This window comes from Paraburkholderia nodosa (assembly GCF_001718195.1).
GTDB classification, from domain to species: domain Bacteria; phylum Pseudomonadota; class Gammaproteobacteria; order Burkholderiales; family Burkholderiaceae; genus Paraburkholderia; species Paraburkholderia nodosa_A.
Genome location: NZ_MCNV01000045.1, coordinates 15,742 through 36,506, shown reverse-complemented (window position 1 = coordinate 36,506; position 20,765 = coordinate 15,742). Strand labels below are relative to the sequence as shown.

18 protein-coding genes and 1 pseudogene are annotated in these 20,765 nt (G+C 66.1%); 8 read left to right on the top strand and 11 right to left on the bottom strand.

The features are described 5' to 3' along the window. A pseudogene (locus BFD71_RS37215) lies at positions 1-879 on the top strand (APC family permease); the annotation flags it as partial. Between the two features lie 107 nt (positions 880-986). Here BFD71_RS37215 and BFD71_RS37210 read toward each other — a convergent pair. The 7 genes from BFD71_RS37210 to BFD71_RS37180 all read right to left on the bottom strand — a co-directional run bounded on the left by BFD71_RS37210 (position 987) and on the right by BFD71_RS37180 (position 7,325). Continuing rightward, positions 987-1,784 (bottom strand): DODA-type extradiol aromatic ring-opening family dioxygenase, encoded by a 798-nt coding sequence (locus BFD71_RS37210; RefSeq protein WP_069269186.1) that lies wholly within the window; start codon positions 1,782-1,784, stop codon positions 987-989. 149 nt (positions 1,785-1,933) lie between these two features. Next, positions 1,934-2,557, bottom strand: a complete 624-nt coding sequence (locus BFD71_RS37205) for a UbiX family flavin prenyltransferase (protein WP_256095089.1) — start codon at positions 2,555-2,557, stop codon at positions 1,934-1,936. Positions 2,558-2,695: 138 nt separating this feature from the next. Further along, on the bottom strand, positions 2,696-3,007 hold the full coding sequence (gene grxD, locus BFD71_RS37200; RefSeq protein WP_028214777.1) for a Grx4 family monothiol glutaredoxin: 312 nt from the start codon (positions 3,005-3,007) through the stop codon (positions 2,696-2,698). Between the two features lie 111 nt (positions 3,008-3,118). Beyond that, positions 3,119-3,961 (bottom strand): peptide chain release factor N(5)-glutamine methyltransferase, encoded by an 843-nt coding sequence (gene prmC / locus BFD71_RS37195; protein WP_069269185.1) that lies wholly within the window; start codon positions 3,959-3,961, stop codon positions 3,119-3,121. Between the two features lie 13 nt (positions 3,962-3,974). Next, on the bottom strand, positions 3,975-5,057 hold the full coding sequence (gene prfA, locus BFD71_RS37190) for a peptide chain release factor 1 (protein WP_069269184.1): 1,083 nt from the start codon (positions 5,055-5,057) through the stop codon (positions 3,975-3,977). Between the two features lie 105 nt (positions 5,058-5,162). After that, the gene (hemA, locus tag BFD71_RS37185; protein WP_083245702.1) at positions 5,163-6,551 is read right to left on the bottom strand and encodes a glutamyl-tRNA reductase; all 1,389 of its coding nucleotides are present in this window, start codon (positions 6,549-6,551) and stop codon (positions 5,163-5,165) included. A gap of 27 nt (positions 6,552-6,578) precedes the next feature. After that, complete coding sequence (locus tag BFD71_RS37180) at positions 6,579-7,325, bottom strand: response regulator transcription factor (RefSeq protein WP_069269183.1); 747 nt, start codon at positions 7,323-7,325, stop codon at positions 6,579-6,581. Positions 7,326-7,520: 195 nt separating this feature from the next. Between BFD71_RS37180 and BFD71_RS37175 the strand changes: the two genes are divergently transcribed. The 3 genes from BFD71_RS37175 to BFD71_RS37165 all read left to right on the top strand — a co-directional run bounded on the left by BFD71_RS37175 (position 7,521) and on the right by BFD71_RS37165 (position 10,361). Next, positions 7,521-7,778 carry a hypothetical protein gene (locus BFD71_RS37175; RefSeq protein WP_069269182.1) on the top strand — a complete coding sequence of 86 codons (258 nt, stop codon included), beginning with the start codon at positions 7,521-7,523 and terminating at the stop codon, positions 7,776-7,778. 79 nt (positions 7,779-7,857) lie between these two features. Further along, the gene (locus BFD71_RS37170) at positions 7,858-9,672 is read left to right on the top strand and encodes an aminopeptidase P family protein (RefSeq protein ID WP_069269181.1); all 1,815 of its coding nucleotides are present in this window, start codon (positions 7,858-7,860) and stop codon (positions 9,670-9,672) included. Between the two features lie 65 nt (positions 9,673-9,737). Continuing rightward, positions 9,738-10,361, top strand: a complete 624-nt coding sequence (locus BFD71_RS37165) for an HAD family hydrolase (RefSeq protein ID WP_069269180.1) — start codon at positions 9,738-9,740, stop codon at positions 10,359-10,361. A 37-nt stretch (positions 10,362-10,398) separates the two neighbouring features. On the opposite strand, the gene BFD71_RS37160 is transcribed toward BFD71_RS37165, so the two are convergent. The 3 genes from BFD71_RS37160 to ychF form a co-directional block, all read right to left on the bottom strand. Continuing rightward, the gene (locus tag BFD71_RS37160) at positions 10,399-11,553 is read right to left on the bottom strand and encodes a DUF748 domain-containing protein (RefSeq protein ID WP_069269179.1); all 1,155 of its coding nucleotides are present in this window, start codon (positions 11,551-11,553) and stop codon (positions 10,399-10,401) included. Positions 11,554-11,707: 154 nt separating this feature from the next. Next, positions 11,708-13,372, bottom strand: coding sequence for an energy-dependent translational throttle protein EttA (gene ettA, locus BFD71_RS37155; protein ID WP_069269178.1), 1,665 nt, complete (start codon positions 13,370-13,372; stop codon positions 11,708-11,710). A gap of 38 nt (positions 13,373-13,410) precedes the next feature. Further along, positions 13,411-14,505 (bottom strand): redox-regulated ATPase YchF, encoded by a 1,095-nt coding sequence (ychF, locus tag BFD71_RS37150; RefSeq protein WP_069269177.1) that lies wholly within the window; start codon positions 14,503-14,505, stop codon positions 13,411-13,413. Positions 14,506-14,786: 281 nt separating this feature from the next. Between ychF and BFD71_RS37145 the strand changes: the two genes are divergently transcribed. From BFD71_RS37145 to BFD71_RS37130, 4 genes are all read left to right on the top strand, one after another. After that, a complete protein-coding gene (locus BFD71_RS37145; RefSeq protein ID WP_069269189.1) occupies positions 14,787-15,959 on the top strand; it encodes a UbiH/UbiF family hydroxylase in 1,173 nt (390 codons plus the stop codon). Positions 15,960-16,123: 164 nt separating this feature from the next. Beyond that, complete coding sequence (locus BFD71_RS37140; RefSeq protein WP_069269176.1) at positions 16,124-16,855, top strand: DsbC family protein; 732 nt, start codon at positions 16,124-16,126, stop codon at positions 16,853-16,855. 135 nt (positions 16,856-16,990) lie between these two features. Further along, positions 16,991-18,781, top strand: a complete 1,791-nt coding sequence (locus BFD71_RS37135) for a M61 family metallopeptidase (RefSeq protein WP_069269175.1) — start codon at positions 16,991-16,993, stop codon at positions 18,779-18,781. 197 nt (positions 18,782-18,978) lie between these two features. Continuing rightward, the gene (locus tag BFD71_RS37130; protein ID WP_069269174.1) at positions 18,979-19,575 is read left to right on the top strand and encodes an FMN-dependent NADH-azoreductase; all 597 of its coding nucleotides are present in this window, start codon (positions 18,979-18,981) and stop codon (positions 19,573-19,575) included. 115 nt (positions 19,576-19,690) lie between these two features. On the opposite strand, the gene BFD71_RS37125 is transcribed toward BFD71_RS37130, so the two are convergent. After that, a complete protein-coding gene (locus BFD71_RS37125; RefSeq protein ID WP_069269173.1) occupies positions 19,691-20,650 on the bottom strand; it encodes a uracil-DNA glycosylase in 960 nt (319 codons plus the stop codon). Positions 20,651-20,765 lie beyond the last annotated feature (115 nt).

The following is a 20,765-nucleotide window of genomic DNA, read 5'->3' as shown; positions in this document are numbered from 1 at the left end:
GCCTGGGCGCACGCGCTCTTCGTCGACGGGTCGTTGACGCATTCAGGGCTCGGGCTCTCCGCGATTCTCGTGATCATCTACTTCATGCTCAACTATTGGGGCGTGAAACTGTTCGCGCGTGCCAACAGCGCGATCACGATCTTCAAGTTCATCATCCCGGGTCTGACGATCATCGGCCTGATGGCGGGTAGCTTCCACCAGGAAAACTTCGGCCAGACGACCTCGCGCATGATCTACGCGATGGAGCGCAACAACACGATGCCGAAGATGTTCGGCAACGTGCACCCGTTCTACGGCGTGCCGCGCAACGCGATGTGGTTCAACCTGCTCGTGTCGTTCATCTTCATGTTCTTCTTCCGCGGCTGGAGTTCGCTCGCGGCGGTGATCTCGGTGGCGACGGTGATTTCGTACCTCACGGGTCCGATCAGCCTGATGGCGCTCAAGCGCGCCGCCACGGACATCGAGCGCCCGCTCTCCGTGCCGTTCATGAAAGTGATCGCGCCGTTCGCGTTCGTGTGCGCATCGATGATCCTGTACTGGGCGAAGTGGCCGCTGACCGGCGAAATCATTCTGCTGATGGTTGTCGCGCTGCCGGTGTACTTCTACTTCCAGAGCAAGCAGGGTTTTGACGGCTGGGGCCAGGATCTGAAGGCCGCATGGTGGCTGTGCGCGTACCTGCCGATCATGGCGCTGCTCTCGCTCGTCGGCAGCAAGCAGTTCGGCGGCGCCGGTCTGCTTCCGTACGGCTGGGACATGCTGGTCGTCGCGCTGGTCTCGCTCGTGTTCTATTACTGGGGCGTGAATTCGGGCTATCGCTCGCCGTACCTCGCGGAACGCCAGGAGCACGACGAAGTCCTCGAGGGCATCGGCGCGCACTAAGCATCATCTAAACGTCGCGCAATACAAAAAGCCCGCCTGAAGCGATTCAGGCGGGCTTTTTTGCTTTTGGAGCGCAAGCGGAGCCGGCGTGGCGGCTCGCGGCGGCGTTATTGCACGGCGGCGCTGCCGAACACGTAGTTCGTCATCGCGAGCGCGCGCTGGTAGGTGCCAAGCGACTGCACACCGAGCGTGTAGTCGTCGTCGGCGGCGCCAAGCGCCGCGAAGACGGGCAGCAGGTGCTCGTCGGTCGGGTGCATGAGCACCGCGTGCGGGGCGCGCTGGCGGTAATCGAGCAACGCGTCGATGTCGCGCGCGGCGAGGTGATTTTCGAACCATTGCGTGAACTCGGCCACGCGCGGATCAGCGTCTTCCGGCCGCGCCGAGAAGTCCGCCTCGCGCAGGTTGTGGGTGATCTGGCCCGAGCCGATCACCATCACGCCTTCGTCGCGCAGCGAGCGCAGCGCACGGCCAAGCGAGAAGTGATGGGCGGCGTCGGCGCGCGGCTGAATCGAAAGCTGGGCGACGGGCACGTTCGCGTCGGGGAACATCAGCAGCATGGGCACCCACGCGCCATGATCGAGGCCGTGCGCTTCCTCGTCGACAGGCACGCCTTGATCGCGCAGCAGCGCCGCTGCGCGCTGCGCGATCTCGGGCGCTCCGGGCGCCGGGTACTGGATCTCGTAGAGCGCGCGCGGAAAGCCGTAGAAGTCGTGGATCGTCTCAGGCTGCGTGGCGGTGCTGACCGCGGGGCGCATCGTGCCCCAATGGGCCGAGAGCATGAGCACCGACTGCGGACGCGGCAAATGCTCCGAGAGCACGGTGAAGCCGCCAGAGGGCAGCGACGGGTCGATCGGCAGCGTAGGCGCGCCGTGCGAGAGGAAAAGGCTAGGTGTGCGGGTGGTCATGATCGTGGCTGACCGCGCCGGGGCGGTCCGAAATTATCGTATTGCCACCAATATATGACCCTACCGTAGCGAATTAAACCGGGCGAAAGGGAATTGATTGTGTCGCCGATATTGATAATCGGCGCACTGCGCAAATGTGCGCCCGGCACTTATTCGTCGGTGCCGCGCAGCCCCGGCCAGGCGGGCGAGAGCGCGGGCCCGAGTGCGAACAGATCGAGCACGCGCGCGACCGTGTGATCGATCATCTCGTCGATCGAAGCCGGCTGGTTGTAGAAGGCCGGCAACGGCGGGAAGATCACGCCGCCCATTTCGGTCACGGCCGTCATGTTGCGCAGATGCGCGAGGTTGAACGGCGTTTCGCGCACGAGCAGCACGAGACGGCGGCGTTCCTTCAGCGTGACGTCGGCGGCGCGCGCGATCAGGTTGTCTGAGAGACCGTGGGCGACGCTCGCGAGCGTCTTCATCGAGCAGGGCGCGACGATCATGCCGTCGGTCGCGAACGAGCCCGACGCGATGGTCGCGCCGACGTCGCGCACGGAATGCACGACATCGGCGCGTGCGTGCAGATCGTCCTTGCTGAGTTGCAGTTCGTGCTGGATGTTGAGCCAGCCTGCCGCCGAAACGAGCAGATGCGTTTCGACGCCGCCGAGCCGTCGCAGCATGTCGAGCGTGCGCACGCCGTAGATCGCGCCCGTGGCCCCCGTGATCGCGACGATCAGCCGGCGTTGCGGCAGTTGTGCGATAGCGGACGAGGCAGGGGAGGCGGTATTCACGTCAGGCGGGAGTCGAAGCGAAGGCGAAGCGGGTTCGAGGCGAAGGCGCCTCGTGAAAAAGTGCCGGCGTTGCACACCGGGCGCTCGGGACGGAACAGGCGCAACGTCGTGCGCCCGATGCCGCCCCGTGGCTGGCGCTTACGCCGCGGCGAAAAGCTGCTGCAGCTCGCCGTTCTGGTACATCTCCATCATGATGTCCGAGCCGCCGATGAACTCACCCTTCACGTAGAGTTGCGGGATGGTCGGCCAGTTCGAGAATTCCTTGATGCCCTGGCGGACTTCGTCGTCCTCGAGCACGTTGACGGTCTTGAACTGATCGACGCCGCAGGCTTTCAGGATCTGCACCGCGCGACCGGAGAAGCCGCACATCGGGAACTGCGCGTTGCCCTTCATGAAGAGGACGACGGCGTTTTCGTCGACGATCTGCTTGATGCGTTGTTGGGTGTCCATGACTGACCTTGCGATTGAATTGATGCTGAATACGTTGGAATGCAGGATGAAATGATAGCGGATTTCGCCCGTACAAGCCCGGCGTCGCCGGGAGCGTGCCTGGTCGGGCGGCTACGGTAGACGGCCCCCGCTGATGCGCTCGATGCCGGCCAGATCGCGCTCGGAGCGCACGTCCTTGAAACCGGCGTCTTCCAGCAACGCCCGAACGGCGGCCGCCTGGTCGTAGCCGTGCTCCATCCAGAGCACGCCAGCCGGCGCGAGCCGGGCAGGTGCGCCCGCGACGATCGCGCGCAGGGCGGTGAGGCCGTCGGCCTCGTCGGTGAGCGCGCCGCGCGGCTCGAAGCGCAGGTCGCCTCGTTCCAGATGGGGATCGCCGCTCGCGATATACGGTGGATTGCTCACGATCGCGTCGAATCGCAGTGCCGCATCGAGCGTGTCGTACCAGCTGCCCGGCACGAACGCGAGCGGGCCGCCGGGACGCTGGGCGTCGAGTAGCTTCGCGGCGTTGCGCGCCGCCACCTCGAGCGCGGCCGCCGAACGATCGACGGCCCAGACACGCGCATCGGGGCGTGACGAGGCGAGCGCCACGGCAATCGCGCCGCTGCCGGTGCCGAGGTCGAGCACGCGCGGCAGAGCAATGCCTTCGAGCGCCGCGAGCGCCGTTTCCACGAGCAGCTCGGTATCGGGGCGCGGAATCAGCACGTCGGGCGTCACGTCAAAGTCGAGGCCGTAGAACTCGCGCATCCCCACGAGCTGCGCGATCGGCTCGCCTTGCACGCGGCGCGCTTCTAGCGCGCGGTACGCGTCCACGCGGGCCGCGTCGAGCGCCTGATCGCCGCGCGTGATGAGTTCCGTGCGGCGCCAGCCGAGTACGTGCATCAGCAGAATGCGCGCTTCTAGCGCGGGCAGCGGCGTGGCGCGCAGCAACGCCTCGGCGGTAACGGCTTCGCTCATGTCTCTTGCGCGCTCAATCCGCGTCGCCGAGCGACGCGAGCTGCTCTGCCTGATGCTCGGAGACGAGCGCGCCGATCAGTTCGTCGAGGTCGCCGTCCATGATCGCTTCGAGGCGATAGAGCGTGAGATTGATGCGGTGATCGGTGAGCCGCCCCTGCGGGAAGTTGTAGGTGCGGATGCGCTCCGAGCGGTCGCCCGAGCCTACGAGGCTCTTGCGCGTCGCCGCTTCCTTGGCGTGCTGCTCCTGGTACTGCTTGTCCTTGATGCGCGCGGCGAGGACCTTGAGCGCGCGGTCCTTGTTCTTGTGCTGCGAGCGGTCGTCCTGGCACTCCACGACGATGCCGGTCGGAAGGTGCGTCACGCGCACGGCCGAATCGGTCTTGTTGATGTGCTGGCCGCCCGCGCCCGAGGCACGGAAGGTGTCGATGCGCAGGTCGGCGGGATTGATCTCGACTTCGCCGATTTCGTCGGCTTCCGGCATCACCGCGACCGTACAGGCCGACGTGTGGATGCGGCCCTGCGTTTCGGTGGCGGGCACGCGTTGCACGCGGTGGCCGCCCGACTCGAACTTGAGCTTCGAGTACGCCGCCTCGCCCGCAATGCGCACGATCACTTCCTTGTAGCCGCCCAGATCCGACTCGCTCGCCGACATCATCTCGATCTGCCAGCGGTTGCGCTCCGCGTAGCGCAGGTACATGCGCAGCAGGTCGCCCGCGAACAGGGCCGACTCGTCGCCGCCCGTGCCCGCGCGGATTTCGAGGAACACGTTGCGGTCGTCGTTGGGGTCCTTCGGCAGCAGCATCATCTGCAATTCGTGCTGGAGTTGCGCCATGCGCTCGCGCGACGCTTTCACCTCTTCTTCGGCGAAGTCGCGCATCGAGGCGTCGGAGAGCAGATCCTTCGCCGCGGCCTCGTCGTCTTTGGCCTGACGCCACTGTCCGTAGTGTTCGACCACGGGCCCCAGTTCCGAGTGCTCGCGTGTGAGCTTGCGGTACTGATCGCGGTTCGAGGTCACGTCGGGACGGCTCAACAGGTCGTTCAGCTCGGCCAGGCGCGTAGTCAGCTGGTCGAGCTTCGATTGCATGCTCGTTTTCATCGGGCGGTGCGGAGCGGGCTCCGGATAGGACTGCGAGAGAGAAGAGGCGGGCGCGCGGCCCGGTCGTGCAGGGCACGCATGGCGCGCGCCCGACCGCGAACGTCGCTAACGGTCCGAACTACCGGAGGAATCGGACGAATTGGACGAATCAGAAGAGCCGGCGGAGCGCGGCGAGGCGCCGACCTCCGCCGCGGGCTGCGGGACGTCGTCTGTCCGGGCCGGCTGGCCGTGGCGGTAAAAGCCGCCCATCAGCTCGATGAGCGAATCGCGCTGATCGCCGCTCGACGTGTTGAGCGCGTGCGTCGGACCGTGGATCAGCTTGTTGGTGAGCGCCTGCGACAGCGCTTCGAGCACGGCCGACGGATCGTCGCCGCGCGCAAGCATCTTGCGGGCGCGTTCGAGCTCGGCGCGACGCAGCGCGTCGGCCTGGGTGTGCATGTGGCGGATGACCGGCACGATGCTGCGCGAGTCGAGCCACTGCATGAAGTTCGCCACGCGCGACTCGATGATGGTCTCGGCCTGCGCGACGGCGGCCTGGCGCGAGGCATTGCCTTCGCGCACGATCGTGCCAAGATCGTCGACGGTATAGAGGAAGACGTCTTCGAGCTGGGCGACTTCGGGCTCGATGTCGCGGGGCACCGCGAGGTCGACCATGAAAATGGGGCGGTGACGGCGCGCCTTCACCGCGCGCTCCACTGCGCCGAGTCCGATGATGGGCAGCGTGGACGCCGTGCACGAGACGATGATGTCGAACTCGTGCATGCGTGCTGGCAGATCGGAGAGCGGAATGGAACGGCCGCCGAAGCGCTCCGCAACATAGCGCCCGCGCTCGGCGGTACGGTTTGCGATCACGAGTTCGCGCGGCTGCTGCGCGGCGAAGTGCGCGGCGCACAGCTCGATCATCTCGCCCGCGCCGATGAAGAGCACGCGCTGGTTGGCGATCTTGTCGAAGATGCGCTGCGCGAGGCGTACGGCGGCGGCGGCCATCGACACCGACTGCGCGCCGATTTCGGTCGTGCTGCGCACTTCCTTCGCCACGGCGAAGGTGCGCTGGAACAACTGGTTCAAATAGGTGCCGAGCGCGCCGGCCTCGGTCGCGGTGCGTACCGCGGTCTTCATCTGGCCGACGATCTGCGTCTCGCCCAGCACCATCGAATCGAGCCCCGAAGCCACCCGGAATGCATGACGTACCGCTTCGGACTGCGGCAGCGTATAGACGTGCGGCGCAAGTTCCTCTTCGCGGATGCCATGGTACTGGGAGAGCCAGCTCACGGCCTGGTCGCGCGAGCCGTGCGCGTCGGTCGCGCAGTAGAGCTCGGTGCGGTTGCAGGTGGAGAGAATGGCGGCTTCCGGCGCGCTCAGCGAACGCTTCCCGGACCACGCTTCCTTGAACAGGGCGAGTGCGGGCTTGATCTGTTCGAGCGGAAACGCCACGCGTTCGCGCAAGGCGACGGGCGCGGTGTGGTGATTGATTCCGATCGTTAGAAGCTGCATACCATGGGGGCGAGATTTAGGCGGATATTATAACTTTTCCTCGCTTCCGACATTCGCGCCGACAGAGTCCGACACTCCGGTAGGTGATAGGGGGAGCCTTTCGAGCTGGTAGCCATAGCCGTACAAAGTGGTCAAACGCCAGCCGTGCTCGGGCCCGAGCTGCAATTTGCTGCGCAGTCGGGAGGCGTGCGTGTCGAGCGTGCGCGACCGAACGTCGCGGTTCAGATTCCAGACGGTTTCGAGAATGCGCGCCCGCGAAACGGGGCGCGATGCATTGGTGAAGAGCAGCAGCGCGAAACGGTATTCCTTGGGCGTGAGCGTGACGGTGTGACCCCGAAACGACACCTCGTAGCGCCCGGAATCGAAAAGATAGTCGCCAAAGCCGTGGCGGGCGCGGTTGCGCGGCCGGCGCACGCCGGCGCGGCGCAGGAGCGCGTCGATGCGCGCGAGCATTTCGGGGCCGCGCACCGGCTTGGCGATGCAGTCATCCGCGCCGGCCTGCAAACTCGCGACGATTTCGCTTTCATGCGGCGCGAGCATCAGCGCGATCGCGGGCAAACCCGGCAGCAGCTTGCGCGCCTGGGGGATGAGGTCGTCTGCGCCGGCGTCGCCGCACCACCATGCTGTGATCAGCAGATCGAAGGTTTCCTGTTCGAGAGTTTCGAAGAGTTGTGCGCCAAGCGGGAAGTGGTGGCACGCGTGCCCGCCCGCAATGAGCAGGCGGATGAGGGTTTCGGCCTGACGGGTGTCCGGTTCGACGAGGGCGATTCGCATACGAGAGAGTGCGGCTAGGGCGGCCCGGACGCGCTTGCCTTGCGCAATCCCGCCCCCTACACTCAACCGCTACGCGGGACGCGCCGAGCCGACCGTTTTCCAGTTTCAATAGAGTCTAATCAGGCTATAAATGCTAGCTCTCGTGCTTCGGCGGTCCTATCGGACTTATCCGAAAACCTATAGGACAAGTCCTTAATGGGCTGGCCCGGTATCGTTATTCTTGGTCTGGCGGTGGGCTGTGCGGGGTGGTGGCTCCATCCCTTGCGGCGCGCCGCACGTCACGGACTCGCGCTGGCGGCTGTGGCCGGCGCGCTCGGCGCGGCGCTCGCGAACGCGGCGGGCAGTGCGACCGGCCTTTTCTACGATGGCGAATTGCTCCAGTGGCCGCTTTGCACGGCGCTCGCGCTCGTTTTCGTGGGCGTGTGCGTAGCATTGCGCGCCCGGCGCAGCTAGTCGCGCGCAGCCGGTCCTCAAACGCGCCGCCTTTGGCTAGATTCCCATCTTCCGCTTCGAATTCTTCGCAGGTGAAAACATGAACGCCCGACTCCCCGAAACCTCCTCGATTCCCGAACGCATTGCCGCCCTGCGCGCCGCGATGACGCGCGCGGGCGTCGATGCCGCCCTCGTGCCCTCCGCCGATCCCCATCTGTCCGAATACCTGCCGCGCCGCTGGCAAGGGCGCGAGTGGCTGTCGGGCTTCACCGGCTCGGTGGGCACGCTCGTGGTGACGAAGGACTTCGCGGGCGTCTGGGTGGACAGCCGCTACTGGGTGCAGGCCGAGCAGCAACTGGCCGGCACCGGCATCGAGCTCATGAAGATGATGGGCGGCCAGCAGAGCGCGCCCCACATCGACTGGCTCGCGCAGAACGTGAGTGCGGGCGGCGCGGTCGCCGTCGATGGCGCGGTGCTCGGGGTCGCCTCGGCGCGCGCGCTGGCCGAGGCACTCAACGCGCGTGACGTCGCGCTGCGCACGGACCTCGATCTGCTCGACGATGTCTGGCAAGGCCGCCCGTCGCTGCCGCTCGAGCCCGTGTACGAGCACGTCGCGCCGCACGCCGACACGAGCCGCGCCGGCAAGCTCGATCAGGTGCGCCGCGCGATGCAGGAGAAGGGCGCGCAGTGGCACTTCATCTCGACGCTCGACGACCTCGCCTGGCTCTTCAACCTGCGCGGCGCGGACGTGAACTACAACCCGGTGTTCGTCGCGCACGCGCTGATCGGGCCGGACGACGCGACGCTCTTCGTCGCCGACGGCAAGGTGAGCGAGGCGCTCGTGCAGTCGCTCGCGAAAGACAAGGTGCGCGTCGCGCCGTATGCCGAGGCCGCCGCCGCGCTCGCGGCGCTGCCCGCGAAGGCCGCGCTGCTCGTCGATCCGCGCCGCGTGACGTATGGCTTGCTGCAGGCGGTGTCGTCGGCGGTGAAGCTCGTGGAATCGGTCAATCCGAGCACGTTCTTCAAGTCGCGCAAGACCGCCGCCGAAGCCGACCACGTGCGCGCGACCATGGAGCACGACGGTGCGGCGCTTGCCGAGTTCTTCGCGTGGTTCGAGGCGGCGCTTGGCCACGAGCGAATCACCGAGCTGACCATCGACGAAAAGCTTTCCGCCGCGCGTGCGCGCCGTGCGGGCTTCAAGTCGCTCTCGTTCGCGACCATCGCGGGCTTCAACGCGAACGGCGCGATGCCGCACTATCGCGCCACGCCCGAGTCGCACAGCGTGATCGAAGGCGATGGCCTGCTGCTCATCGACTCGGGGGGCCAGTACCTCGACGGCACCACCGACATCACGCGCGTCGTGCCCGTGGGCTCGCCGAGTGCGGAGCAAAAGCGCGATTTCACGCTCGTGCTCAAGGGCATGATGGCGCTCTCGCGCGCGAAGTTCCCGCGCGGCATTCGCTCGCCGATGCTCGACGCGATTGCGCGCGCGCCGATCTGGGAAGCGGGCGCGGACTACGGCCACGGCACGGGTCACGGCGTGGGCTACTTCCTGAACGTGCACGAAGGTCCGCAGGTCATTTCGCACTACGCGCCGGCCGAGCCTTGGACCGCCATGGAAGAAGGCATGATCACCTCGGTCGAGCCGGGCATCTACCGGCCGGGCAAATGGGGCGTGCGTATCGAGAATCTCGTGCTCAACCAGCGCGCCGAAACTACCGGGTTCGGCGAGTTCCTGAGCTTCGAGACGCTTACGCTCTGCCCGATCGACACGCGATGCATCGATCTCGCGCTCCTGCGTGCGGACGAGCGCGAGTGGCTCAATGCGTATCACCAGACGGTGCGCGTGCGCGTGGCGCCGCACGTGAGCGGCGATGCGCTCGCGTGGCTCGAAAAGCGCACGCAGCCGATCTGATTTCCCTGGCATCCCGACAACGATCAGATAACGATCGGATAACGATCAAGTGGAGCGAGAAGCGCATGACGATCAAGGCCGTGGTGTTCGATTTCGGCGGGGTGCTCGTGGACTGGAGTCCCGAGTATCTCTATCGCAAGCTGATTCCCAACGACGACGAGCGCCGCTGGTTTCTCACGCACGTCTGCAAGATGGACTGGGTGGTCCGCCAGGACGGCGGCGAGCCCATTGCCGTGGGCACGGAGGAACTGGTCGCGGCGTTTCCCGAGCATGAAGCGCTCATTCGCGCGTTCTACGAGCGCTGGCACGAGATGATCGGCGGCTTGCTCGCCGGCGGCGTCGCGACGTTCGAGCGCCTCGAGGCTGCGGGCATGCCGATCTTCGGTCTCACGAACTGGTCGGCCGAGACGTTTCCGTGGGCGTGGGAGCGTTTTGGCATCCTGCGGCGCTGCCGCGATATCGTCGTATCGGGCCACGTGAAGCTCGTGAAGCCCGATCCGGCGATCTTCCACGAGATGTTCCGCCGCATCGAGGCACAGTTGCCGGGCGTGAAGCCCGAGGAACTCGTTTTCATCGACGACAACGCGCACAACGCCGCAGCGGCCACGGCGCTCGGCTGGCACGGCGTGCACCATACGAGCAACGCCACCACCGACGCGAAGCTGCGCGAACTCGGCTTGCCGGTCTAAGCAGCTCATCCAGGCAGGCTAAAGCCGGCGTCCCGCGCTATTTCGAAGCGGGCGCCGGCACCGGCTGCAGCAGACTGCGCAGCGCGTCAGCGATACCCTTTGCGGTTTGCCCGGCGCCCTTCGCCACCCCTTCCGCGCTCACCCCGAGCGCCTGCGCAAACCCTGCGCGCAACTCCGTCATCAGGTTTTCGTTCAGCTTGAATTTAGGGTCGCGCAGGTTGCCGTCGAGCACGAAATGCAGCGTGATTTCACCCTTGTGCGCCTTCAATGCGGCCACGGCGGCGCGCGTCGGGATCGACAGGAAGGTGTCCACCGCGTCGCCGCTATCCGAGAGTTGCAGGTTGTGCAGCGTGACGATGCCCGGCGCGTGCAGGTGATAGCCGCGCACGGTCGAGTTGAGATCGAGATCGAGTGTACCGCCCGTCACATTGGCCTTCGCGCCGGCCTTTTTAAGCAGATAGGGATCGATCGTGCGCACATCCACGCCACGCAGCGTCGTGCGGAGTTGCGAGTCCTTATTCGCGATTTGCATCCAGCCGTCGAAAGTGACGCGTCCTGTGTGCGCCGGGCCGACGACATTGCCCACGACCGAAACGCGGGTGGGCTCCGTAAGCGCCGGCAACTGGACATTGTCGACGCTCGCCTGCGCGCGGTTCACGGTGACGCGCCACGGCGGATTGCTCACCGAACGGTCGTAGAAGTCGAATGTGCCGTTCTCGAAGCCGATATGGTCGATGACCTTTTGCTGCGGCAGGCTGCTTTCGCCCTGCGCGCCGTTCGAGGGCGTGGCGCTTTGCGCCATCGCTTCGCGCAGATTCGGCAGGATCAGGATCGAACCGCTTTCCCGGCGCAGCACCGTCATCGTGAAATCGCTCACCGTGACGTCGCGAATATGCACGCGGTGCGAGATCAGCGCGCGCAAGTCGGGCGTGATGGTGATGCGGGCGGCGCGCAGCGTGTCGGCAGTCGGCCAATTCGGGGGCGGCTTCAGGCGCACGTCGGTGAGCTCGACGGATGAGAGATTGAACGCCACGTTCACGCTCGCGGCCGTGCCGACGGGCGCGAGCGCGCGCTCCACGTACGCCTTTGCCTCGCGCTGCAGCGCGTAGAGCGTGCCCAGCGCCGCGAGCACGAGCAGCGCGACGACGATCGCCACGATAAGGACAACACGGTTGCGCAGCGGCGTCGCCATTACGGAATTCCTCGCGGGAGCTGGGCATGATCAAGCCCCAAGTGAGCCTAAGCGTAGCGGCTTTCGAGCAACCGCCATGCCGTGTGTGCTTGAACCTGCCAGAACGACAACGGCGGCCCGCGGGCCGCCGTTGTTTGCTATCGATCGCGCCTGCCTAGCGGCTGATCGGCTTGTAGCGCAGACGCTTCGGACGTGCGGCTTCTTCACCGAGGCGCTTGATCTTGTCGGCCTCGTACTCCTGGTAGTTGCCGTCGAAGAACGTGACCTGCGAGTCGCCTTCGAACGCGAGGATGTGCGTGGCGATACGGTCGAGGAACCAGCGATCGTGCGAAATCACCATCACGGAGCCCGCGAATTCGAGCAGGGCGTCTTCGAGCGCGCGCAGCGTTTCGACGTCCAGATCGTTCGACGGTTCGTCGAGCAGCAGGACGTTGCCGCCCGAGATCAGCGTCTTGGCCAGGTGCAGACGGCCGCGCTCACCACCCGAGAGGTTGCCGACGATCTTCTGCTGATCGCCGCCCTTGAAGTTGAAGCGGCCGATGTACGCGCGCGACGGCGTTTCGTACTTGCCCACCGTGAGCACGTCCGCGCCGCCCGAGATTTCCTCGAACACGGTCTTGTTGGCGGCCAGCGCGTCGCGGCTCTGATCGACGTAGGCGAGCTTGACGGTCGGGCCTTGCACGATTTCGCCCGAATCCGGCTGCTCCTTGCCCGTGAGCATGCGGAAAAGGGTCGATTTACCGGCGCCGTTCGGCCCGATGATGCCGACGATCGCGCCCGCGGGAATCTTGAAGCTCAGGTTGTCGATGAGCAGACGGTCGCCATAAGACTTGCTGACGTTCTTGAACTCGATGACTTCGTTGCCCAGACGCTCGCCCGCCGGAATGAAGATTTCCTGCGTTTCGTTGCGCTTCTGGTATTCCGAGCTCGACAGTTCCTCGAAACGCGCGATACGCGCCTTCGACTTCGCCTGGCGGCCCTTCGGGTTCTGGCGCACCCACTCCAGCTCCTTCTTGATCGCCTTCTGGCGCGCCGATTCCGACGCTTCTTCCTGCTTCAGGCGCGCTTCCTTCTGGTCGAGCCAGCTGGAGTAGTTGCCCTTCCAGGGAATGCCGTGGCCGCGGTCGAGTTCGAGAATCCACTCGGCGGCGTTGTCGAGGAAGTAGCGGTCGTGGGTCACGGCGACCACGGTGCCCGGGAAGCGCGTGAGGAACTGTTCGAGCCACTCGACCGATTCGGCGTCGAGGTGGTTGGTCGGCTCGTCGAGCAGCAGCATGTCGGGCTTTTCGAGCAGCAGCTTGCACAGCGCGACGCGGCGCTTTTCACCGCCCGAGAGGTTGCCGATCTTCGCGTCCCAGGCCGGCAGGCGCAGCGCGTCGGCGGCGATTTCGATCTGCTGTTCCGCGCTGCCGTCGGTCGTCGCGAGGATCGCTTCGTACTTCGCCTGTTCGGCGGCCAGCGCGTCGAAGTCGGCGTCCGGTTCGGCGTAGGCGGCATAGATCTCGTCGAGCTTCTTCTGCGCGTTGAACACGTCGCCCAGACCTTCCTCGACCGCTTCGCGCACGGTCTTTTCCGGATCGAGCTGCGGTTCCTGCGGCAGGTAGCCGATGTTCAGGTTGGGCATCGGCGTGGCTTCGCCTTCGATGTCCTTGTCGACGCCGGCCATGATCTTGATGAGCGTGGACTTGCCCGAGCCGTTCAGGCCGAGCAGACCGATCTTGGCGCCGGGGAAGAACGACAGCGAGATGTCCTTCAGGATCTGGCGCTTGGGCGGCACGATCTTGCCGACCCGGTTCATGGTGAAGACGTATTGGGCCATGAGAGTGTCTTTTGGAAACGGGTAGAAAAAGGTGTCGCTTATACGTTGAACAGGAAGTTCATTACGTCGCCGTCGTGCACGACATATTCCTTGCCTTCGGCGCGCATCTTGCCGGCTTCCTTCGCGCCGGTTTCGCCCTTGTACTGGACGTAGTCGTCGAACGCGATGGTCTGCGCGCGGATGAAGCCGCGCTCGAAGTCGGTGTGGATCACGCCCGCGGCTTGCGGGGCCGTATCGCCGACATGGATCGTCCACGCGCGCACTTCCTTCACGCCCGCCGTGAAGTAGGTCTGCAGGCCGAGCAGCTTGAAGCCCGCGCGGATCACGCGGTCGAGGCCCGGCTCTTCCATGCCCATATCGGCGAGGAACGCGATCTTGTCTTCGTCTTCGAGGTCGGCGATTTCCGCTTCGATCGCGGCGCACACGGCCACGACCGGCGAATTCTCGCCTTCAGCGTACTTGCGCACGGCGTCCAGATGCGGGTTGTTCTCGAACCCGTCTTCCTTCACGTTCGCGACGTACATGGTCTTCTTCGCGGTGATGAGGCAGAAGGGCTTGATCAGCGCCTGCTCGTCGTCGCTCAGTGCGAGCCCGCGCACGGGCTTTGCCTGATCGAGTTGCGCGCGCACCTTTTCGAGCACGGCCACGAGCTTCGCGGCTTCCTTGTCGTTGCCCGATTTCGCGGCCTTCGAGTAGCGCGTGAGCGCCTTCTCGACGGTGGCGAGGTCGGCGAGCGCCAGTTCGGTGTTGATGACTTCGATGTCGGCGAGCGGATCGATCTTGCCCGCCACGTGGATCACGTTTTCATCTTCGAAGCAGCGCACGACGTGCGTGATCGCATCGGTTTCGCGGATGTTCGCGAGGAACTGGTTGCCGAGGCCTTCGCCCTTGCTCGCGCCCGCGACCAGACCCGCGATGTCGACGAATTCGACCACGGCCGGCACGACGCGCTCGGGCTTGACGATTTCGGCGAGCGCCTTCAGGCGCTGATCCGGCACTTCTACCACGCCGACGTTGGGCTCGATCGTGCAGAACGGGTAGTTCTCGGCCGCGATGCCCGCCTTGGTCAGCGCGTTGAAGAGGGTGGACTTGCCGACGTTAGGCAAGCCGACGATGCCGCATTGGAGGCTCATGTAAATCTCTGCATGTCAGGGTGGTGACGTGCGGCTCGCCGCGCGCGAAGGCCCGGGGCCGGGCGTCTCGCGAAAGCGGAAGCGGCGGGCGGGGCGGCGCAGGTGGCACGTCGGGGGACGTGACGGGGAGTCACGAAAACCGTAATTGTAACCTCGTCCGGGTGAGGGTTAGCCGCGGGTGTCGCCGCGCTGGCGGGCCGTCTTCCCGCAACGTCTTGCTGCGCCGCAACACCGCGCCCGTCCCGCCCGGCCACACAAGCGCCCGCGGCTATAATGCGCGCATGACTGCAAGCAACCAGACCTTTGATGTCGCCGTGATCGGCGGCGGCCTCGTCGGCAAGTCGGCGGCGCTCGCGCTGACCCAGAGCGGCCTGCGCGTGGCGCTGCTCGCGCAGCCGTGCGCGCCGCTGCCTGCGGGAGCCGTGTTCGACGCGCGCGTGTACGCCTTTTCGCGCAGCTCGCAGGCGCTGTTCGAGCGGCTGCGGGTCTGGCAGGCCGCCGACGCCGCGCGCCTCACGCCCGTCTACGACATGCGCGTGTTCGGCGACGCCGCGGCGGAGTTGCACTTCTCGGCATATCAGGCCTCGGTTGCGCAGCTGGCCTGGATTGCCGAGTCGTCGATCGTCGAGCGTGCGCTCGACGCCGCGCTGCACTTCCAGCCCAATCTCGCGTGGATCGACACGCGTGCGCAGACGCTTGACGTGAAACCCGACGCGGCCGTGATCGGCCTCGCCAATGGTCGCACGATCGAAGCCGACCTCGCGATCGGCGCGGACGGCGCGCATTCGTGGGTGCGCGCGCAGATCGGCTCGACGGTCGAGCGGCGCGATTACCGGCAAACCGGCGTGGTCGCCAACTTCCGCGCGGAAAAGCCACACGGCGAAACGGCGTACCAGTGGTTCCGCGAGGGCGAGATCGTCGCCTTGCTGCCGCTGCCCGATCGGCACGTATCGCTCGTCTGGTCGGCGCAGACCGAACATGCCGAAGAACTCCTCAAGCTCGAACCGGCGCAGCTTGCCGCCGAAGTCGAGCGCGTCTCGCAAAGCCAGCTGGGCGCGCTCGAATGCGTCACGCCCGCGCGCGGTTTTCCGCTGTCTCTGCAAACCGTCGACCGGCTCGTGGCGCCGCGCGTCGCCCTGGTCGGCGACGCCGCGCATCTGATTCACCCGCTGGCGGGCCAGGGCGTGAACCTCGGTTTGCGCGACGTCGCCGCGCTCGTCGACGTGGTCACGAAGAAAGAGGCATTCCGCGATCTCGGCGACATCGTGCTGCTGCGCCGCTACGAACGCGGTCGCCGTGAGGACATCCAGAAGCTCGTCGTGGCCACCGACGGCCTGCAGCGGCTTTTCTCGTTCCCGGGCACGCTCGCGCGCGCGGTGCGCAATACGGGCATGGCATTCGTGGGGGCGCAGCCGTTGCTCAAGCGCTGGCTCGTGGCCTCGGCGCTCGGCTAGTATCGACGGGCTCGCCTGCGCAAGCAGGCATTTCGGTTGCTTGAGGCCAGTGCGGCTTAGAATGGACATATTGGCCGCGCCCGCAGCACATGCCGCCCCGGCCGTTCAACGGAACTCTGCGCGCGTCGCCCCTGCGCGGCGCGCCTGAATCAGGAATGCATCCCATGCAAACGCGTATTCGATTTGCCGCGCTCGTGATCGCGGTAGCCACCTCGGCGCTCGGCTGCTCGGCCCAGGCCGACCAGACCACCGACAAGATCAAGTCGGCGCTGCAGACGCGTCTCGGCATCGACGCCAGCGACATCAAGGGCATCACCAAGGCGCCCATGCCGGGCCTTTACGAGATCAACCTCGGCACGCAGATCGTCTATAGCGACGCCAGCGGCGATTACGTGCTCACCGGTGAACTCATCGACACCAAGGCGCACCGCAATCTCACCGAGGCGCGCCTGAACGAAATCAACAAGGTCGATTTCTCGAAGCTGCCGCTCGAGAACGCGGTCAAGGTCGTGAAGGGCGACGGCAAGCGCAAGATGGCCGTGTTCTCCGACCCGAACTGCCCGTACTGCCATCAGCTCGAAAGCACGCTCAGGTCCGTCGACAACGTGACGGTCTACACCTTCCTGTATCCCGTGCTCTCGCCGGATTCGACGGCGAAGGCCAAGCAGATCTGGTGCTCGGCCGACCGTGGCAAGGCGTGGGAATCGTGGATGGTCGACCGCAAGGCGCCCACGGCTGCCGGCACGTGCGACACGGCCGCCATCGACAGCAATCTCGCGCTCGGCCAGAAGATGAACGTGACCGGCACGCCCACCGTGATCCTCGCGGACGGCACGCGCCTGCCGGGCGCCGTCAGCGCCGACCGGCTCGAGCGCGGTCTGAACGGCGCGCACTGACGCCTCGCCTGAACCCGCCGGCCGCTTTCGCGGCCGGTACTTTTTTGCCCGGCGCTTTTTGTCCGTTTTTGTCTGCCGGGCATACTGAATTTGCACTGCAGCGTCTGCTGAGCGAATCTCTCACCGATCCCGCCGATGAAGCCGATCCGATACACCATCGTCCCGAAGAATCCCGCCGCGCATCTGTTCGAGGTGACGCTCACCGTGGAAGACCCCGCGCCGGACGGCCAATGCTTCATGCTGCCCGTGTGGATTCCGGGCAGCTACATGGTGCGGGAGTTCGCGCGCAACATCGTCACGCTGCGCGCCTTCAACGACGCGGGCCGCAAGGTGCGCGTGACGAAGACCGACAAGCATTCGTGGCAGGCCGCGCCCGTGAAGGGCGCGCTCACGCTGCGTTATGAAGTCTACGCGTGGGACCTGTCCGTGCGCGCGGCGCATCTCGACGACACGGTGGGCTTCTTCAACGGCACGAGCGTGTTTCTCGCGGCGCTCGGCCATGAGGAGGCGCAGCACGCCGTCGATATTCAGCGTCCGGACGGGCACGCCTACCGCCACTGGCGCGTGGGCACGGCGCTCACGGAAGCGCGCGGCACCAAGCGTTACGGCTTCGGCGAGTACACGGCCACGAATTACGACGAGCTGATCGATCATCCGGTCACGCTCGGCGAGTTCACGCTCGCGAGCTTCAAGGCGCACGGCGTGCCGCACGACATCGTGATCGCGGGCCGCGTGGTCGCGCTCGACATCGAGCGTCTCGCCGCCGACCTCAAGAAGATCTGCGAGGCGCAGATCGCGCTGTTCGAGCCGCGCACGAAGCGCGCGCCGATGGAGCGCTACGTGTTCATGACGCAGGCCGTGAGCGACGGTTACGGCGGCCTCGAGCATCGCGCCTCGACGGCGCTCATCTGCAATCGCACCGACCTGCCGGTGAAGGGCAAGCCCGAGACGTCGGACGGCTATCGCACCTACCTCGGCCTGTGCAGCCATGAATATTTCCACACGTGGAACGTGAAGCGCATCAAGCCTGCGGCGTTCGTGCCGTACGACCTCACGCGCGAGGACTACACGTCGCTGCTGTGGCTGTTCGAGGGCTTCACGTCGTACTACGACGACCTCATGCTCGTGCGTAGCGGCCTCATTTCCGCAGACGAATACTTCGGCCTGCTCGGCAAGACGATCGCCGGCGTGCTGCGCGGGGCGGGGCGACTGAAGCAGAGCGTCGCGGAAAGCTCGTTCGACGCGTGGGTGAAGTATTACCGCCAGGACGAGAACGCGTCGAATGCGATCGTGAGCTACTACACCAAGGGTTCGCTCGTGGCGCTGTCGTTCGATCTCGCGATTCGCGCGCAGACGAACGGCCGCAAATCGCTCGACGACGTCATGCGCCTCTTGTGGCAGCGCTATGGGCGCGACTTCTATCGCGGCAAGCCGGTGGGCGTGGGCGAGGACGATGTCGAGGCGCTGATCGCCGAGGCGACCGGCGTGGAACTGGGCGCGCTCTTTAGCGACGCCGTGCGCGGCACGCGCGACCTGCCGCTCGCGGCGCTGTTCGAACCGTTCGGCGTGACGCTCGAAGGGGAGCCCGAACGCGGCGCGAAACCGTCGCTCGGCGCGCGGCTGCGTGGCGGCGCCGAAGCGACGCTTGCCGTCGTCTACGAAGGCGGCGCGGCCCAGAAGGCGGGGCTTTCGGCTGGCGACGCGCTCGTAGCGCTCGACGGCCTGCGTGTGACGGGTTCGAATCTCGACGCGCTGCTCTCGCGCTACCAGCCGGGCACGAAGGTCGACATCCACGCGTTCCGCCGCGACGAGCTTCGCGTGGCGCGTCTGACCCTCGATGCGCCCGAGGTCGCGCGCTACAAGCTCGCCGCCTCGGACAAGCGTGCGCCCGCGCGCGCATTGCGCGAGCGCTGGCTGGCGGTGTAAGCCGCTGGGACAGGGTGCGGCGGCACGCGGCGCCATAAGCGGCGTGGGTAACGGATCCCACGCCGTTTTTTCATGCCCGCGATTGTTCTATCGTTGCAACAATCCGTCATCGGCGGACTACTTTTTCGGAGCCCGGTAAAAAAACACAATGCCTTCACTCGCGCAACGTTGCGCAACTGAGACCCGAAGGAGCCACCATGACCACGATCCTGCAAATCAATTCCGCCGCCCGCTCGCAAGGCGCCCAGTCGACGCTGCTCGTCAACGAATTGACGGCCAGGCTGCAACAATCGAATCCGGGCGCGCAAGTCGTCACGCGCAACCTGCAAGCCGACCCGCTGCCGCACCTCGACGACGCCGTGCTCGGCGCGTTCTTCACGCCGGCCGAGCAGCGTACGCCGGAGCAGCAGGCCATCGCCGCACGCAGCGAAGCGCTGATCGCGGAACTGCAGGCAGCGGACATCATCGTGATCGGTGCGCCGATGTATAACTTCGGCGTCTCGTCGCAGCTCAAGACGTACTTCGACTGGATCGCGCGCGCCGGCATCACGTTCCGCTACACCGCGAACGGTCCCGAAGGCCTCGTGAACGGCAAGAAGGTCCATGTCGTTTCGGCACGCGGCGGCAAGTATCAAGGCACCGCGCACGACAGCCAGACGCCGTACCTGAAGTCGTTCCTCGGCTTCCTCGGCATGACCGACGTGAACTTCATCTTCGCCGAAGGCCTGAACATGGGCCCGGACGCAGCAAGCGCCGCGCTCGCAGGCGCGCGTGAGGCGATCGCTGCAGCGTAACGTTCGCGCTTGTTGCCTGTTTGACGGCTGTAAAAGCAAAAACGCCACGAGAACGATCTCGTGGCGTTTTTCATTGCGCGTCGTCGCGTTGCGAGGCCCAAGCGGCTCAGGCGGCTCAGGCGAGCTCGAGGCCTTCCTCCGGCAAACGCCAGTCGATCGGCTGGCGGCCGTGCGCCTGCAGATACTCGTTGGCCTGCGCGAAATGCCCGCAGCCGAGAAAGCCGCGATGCGCGGAAAGCGGCGACGGATGCGGCGCTTCGAGCACGCAATGCGCACCCGAGAGCAACGCGCGCTTGTTCTGCGCGTGCGCGCCCCACAGCATGAACACGAGGTTTTCGTGGCGCGCGGCGAGTTGCTGGATCAGCGTGTCGGTGCAGCGCTCCCAGCCGCGCTTCGCATGGCTCGCGGCGCTCGCGCGCTCGACGGTGAGCACCGTGTTCAGCAGCAGCACGCCCTGGCGCGCCCAGGCGTCGAGACAGCCGTGCGTCGGCGCCTGAATGCCGAGGCTCGCTGCGATTTCCTTAAAGATGTTGCGCAGCGAAGGCGGCGGGCGCACCGAAGGCGGCACCGAGAACGCCAGGCCGTGCGCCTGCGGCGTGCCGCGATCGTCGCCGTGATACGGGTCCTGGCCGAGGATCACGACCTTCACGTCGTCGGGCGAGGTGAGGCGCAGCGCGCGGAACACGTCGGCAGGATAGACGGTCTTGCCGGCGGAGCGCTCGTCATCGACGAAGCGGCACAACGGCGCGTAGGCGTCGCTCGTGATGAACGGCGCAAGCAGCTCGCGCCAGGCGGCGGGCAGCGCGTCGAACTGGTCTTCGAGGCGCGTGGTGTCGATGGCGGCCTGCGGCGCGGTGGGGTCGTGTGGCATGGCGGGGGCGGGCATAACGGCGTGCGTGCGTTCGGGCGCCGGGAATTCGTCGGCGCCGAACAGCGAGAAGATCGTGATCTGGCGCGGGTCGATTTCGGGCAGCGGCGGCTCGTCGAGCGTGGCTTGTGCTGCGTCGGCCAGAAAGTCGTCGAACAGCGAAGCTTGCACCGGCATCGCGACGCGCGGGCGTTTCGTGGAGGTCATGGGCGGCAAGTGTCGCAGCAATTGCGCGGCGATTCAATCCGGCGCGAGCGCGGCCGGGTGCCCTCTTGCGGCATCGGCGATGATGTTGCAACTAACAGCACTGTTTCGGCGCTAT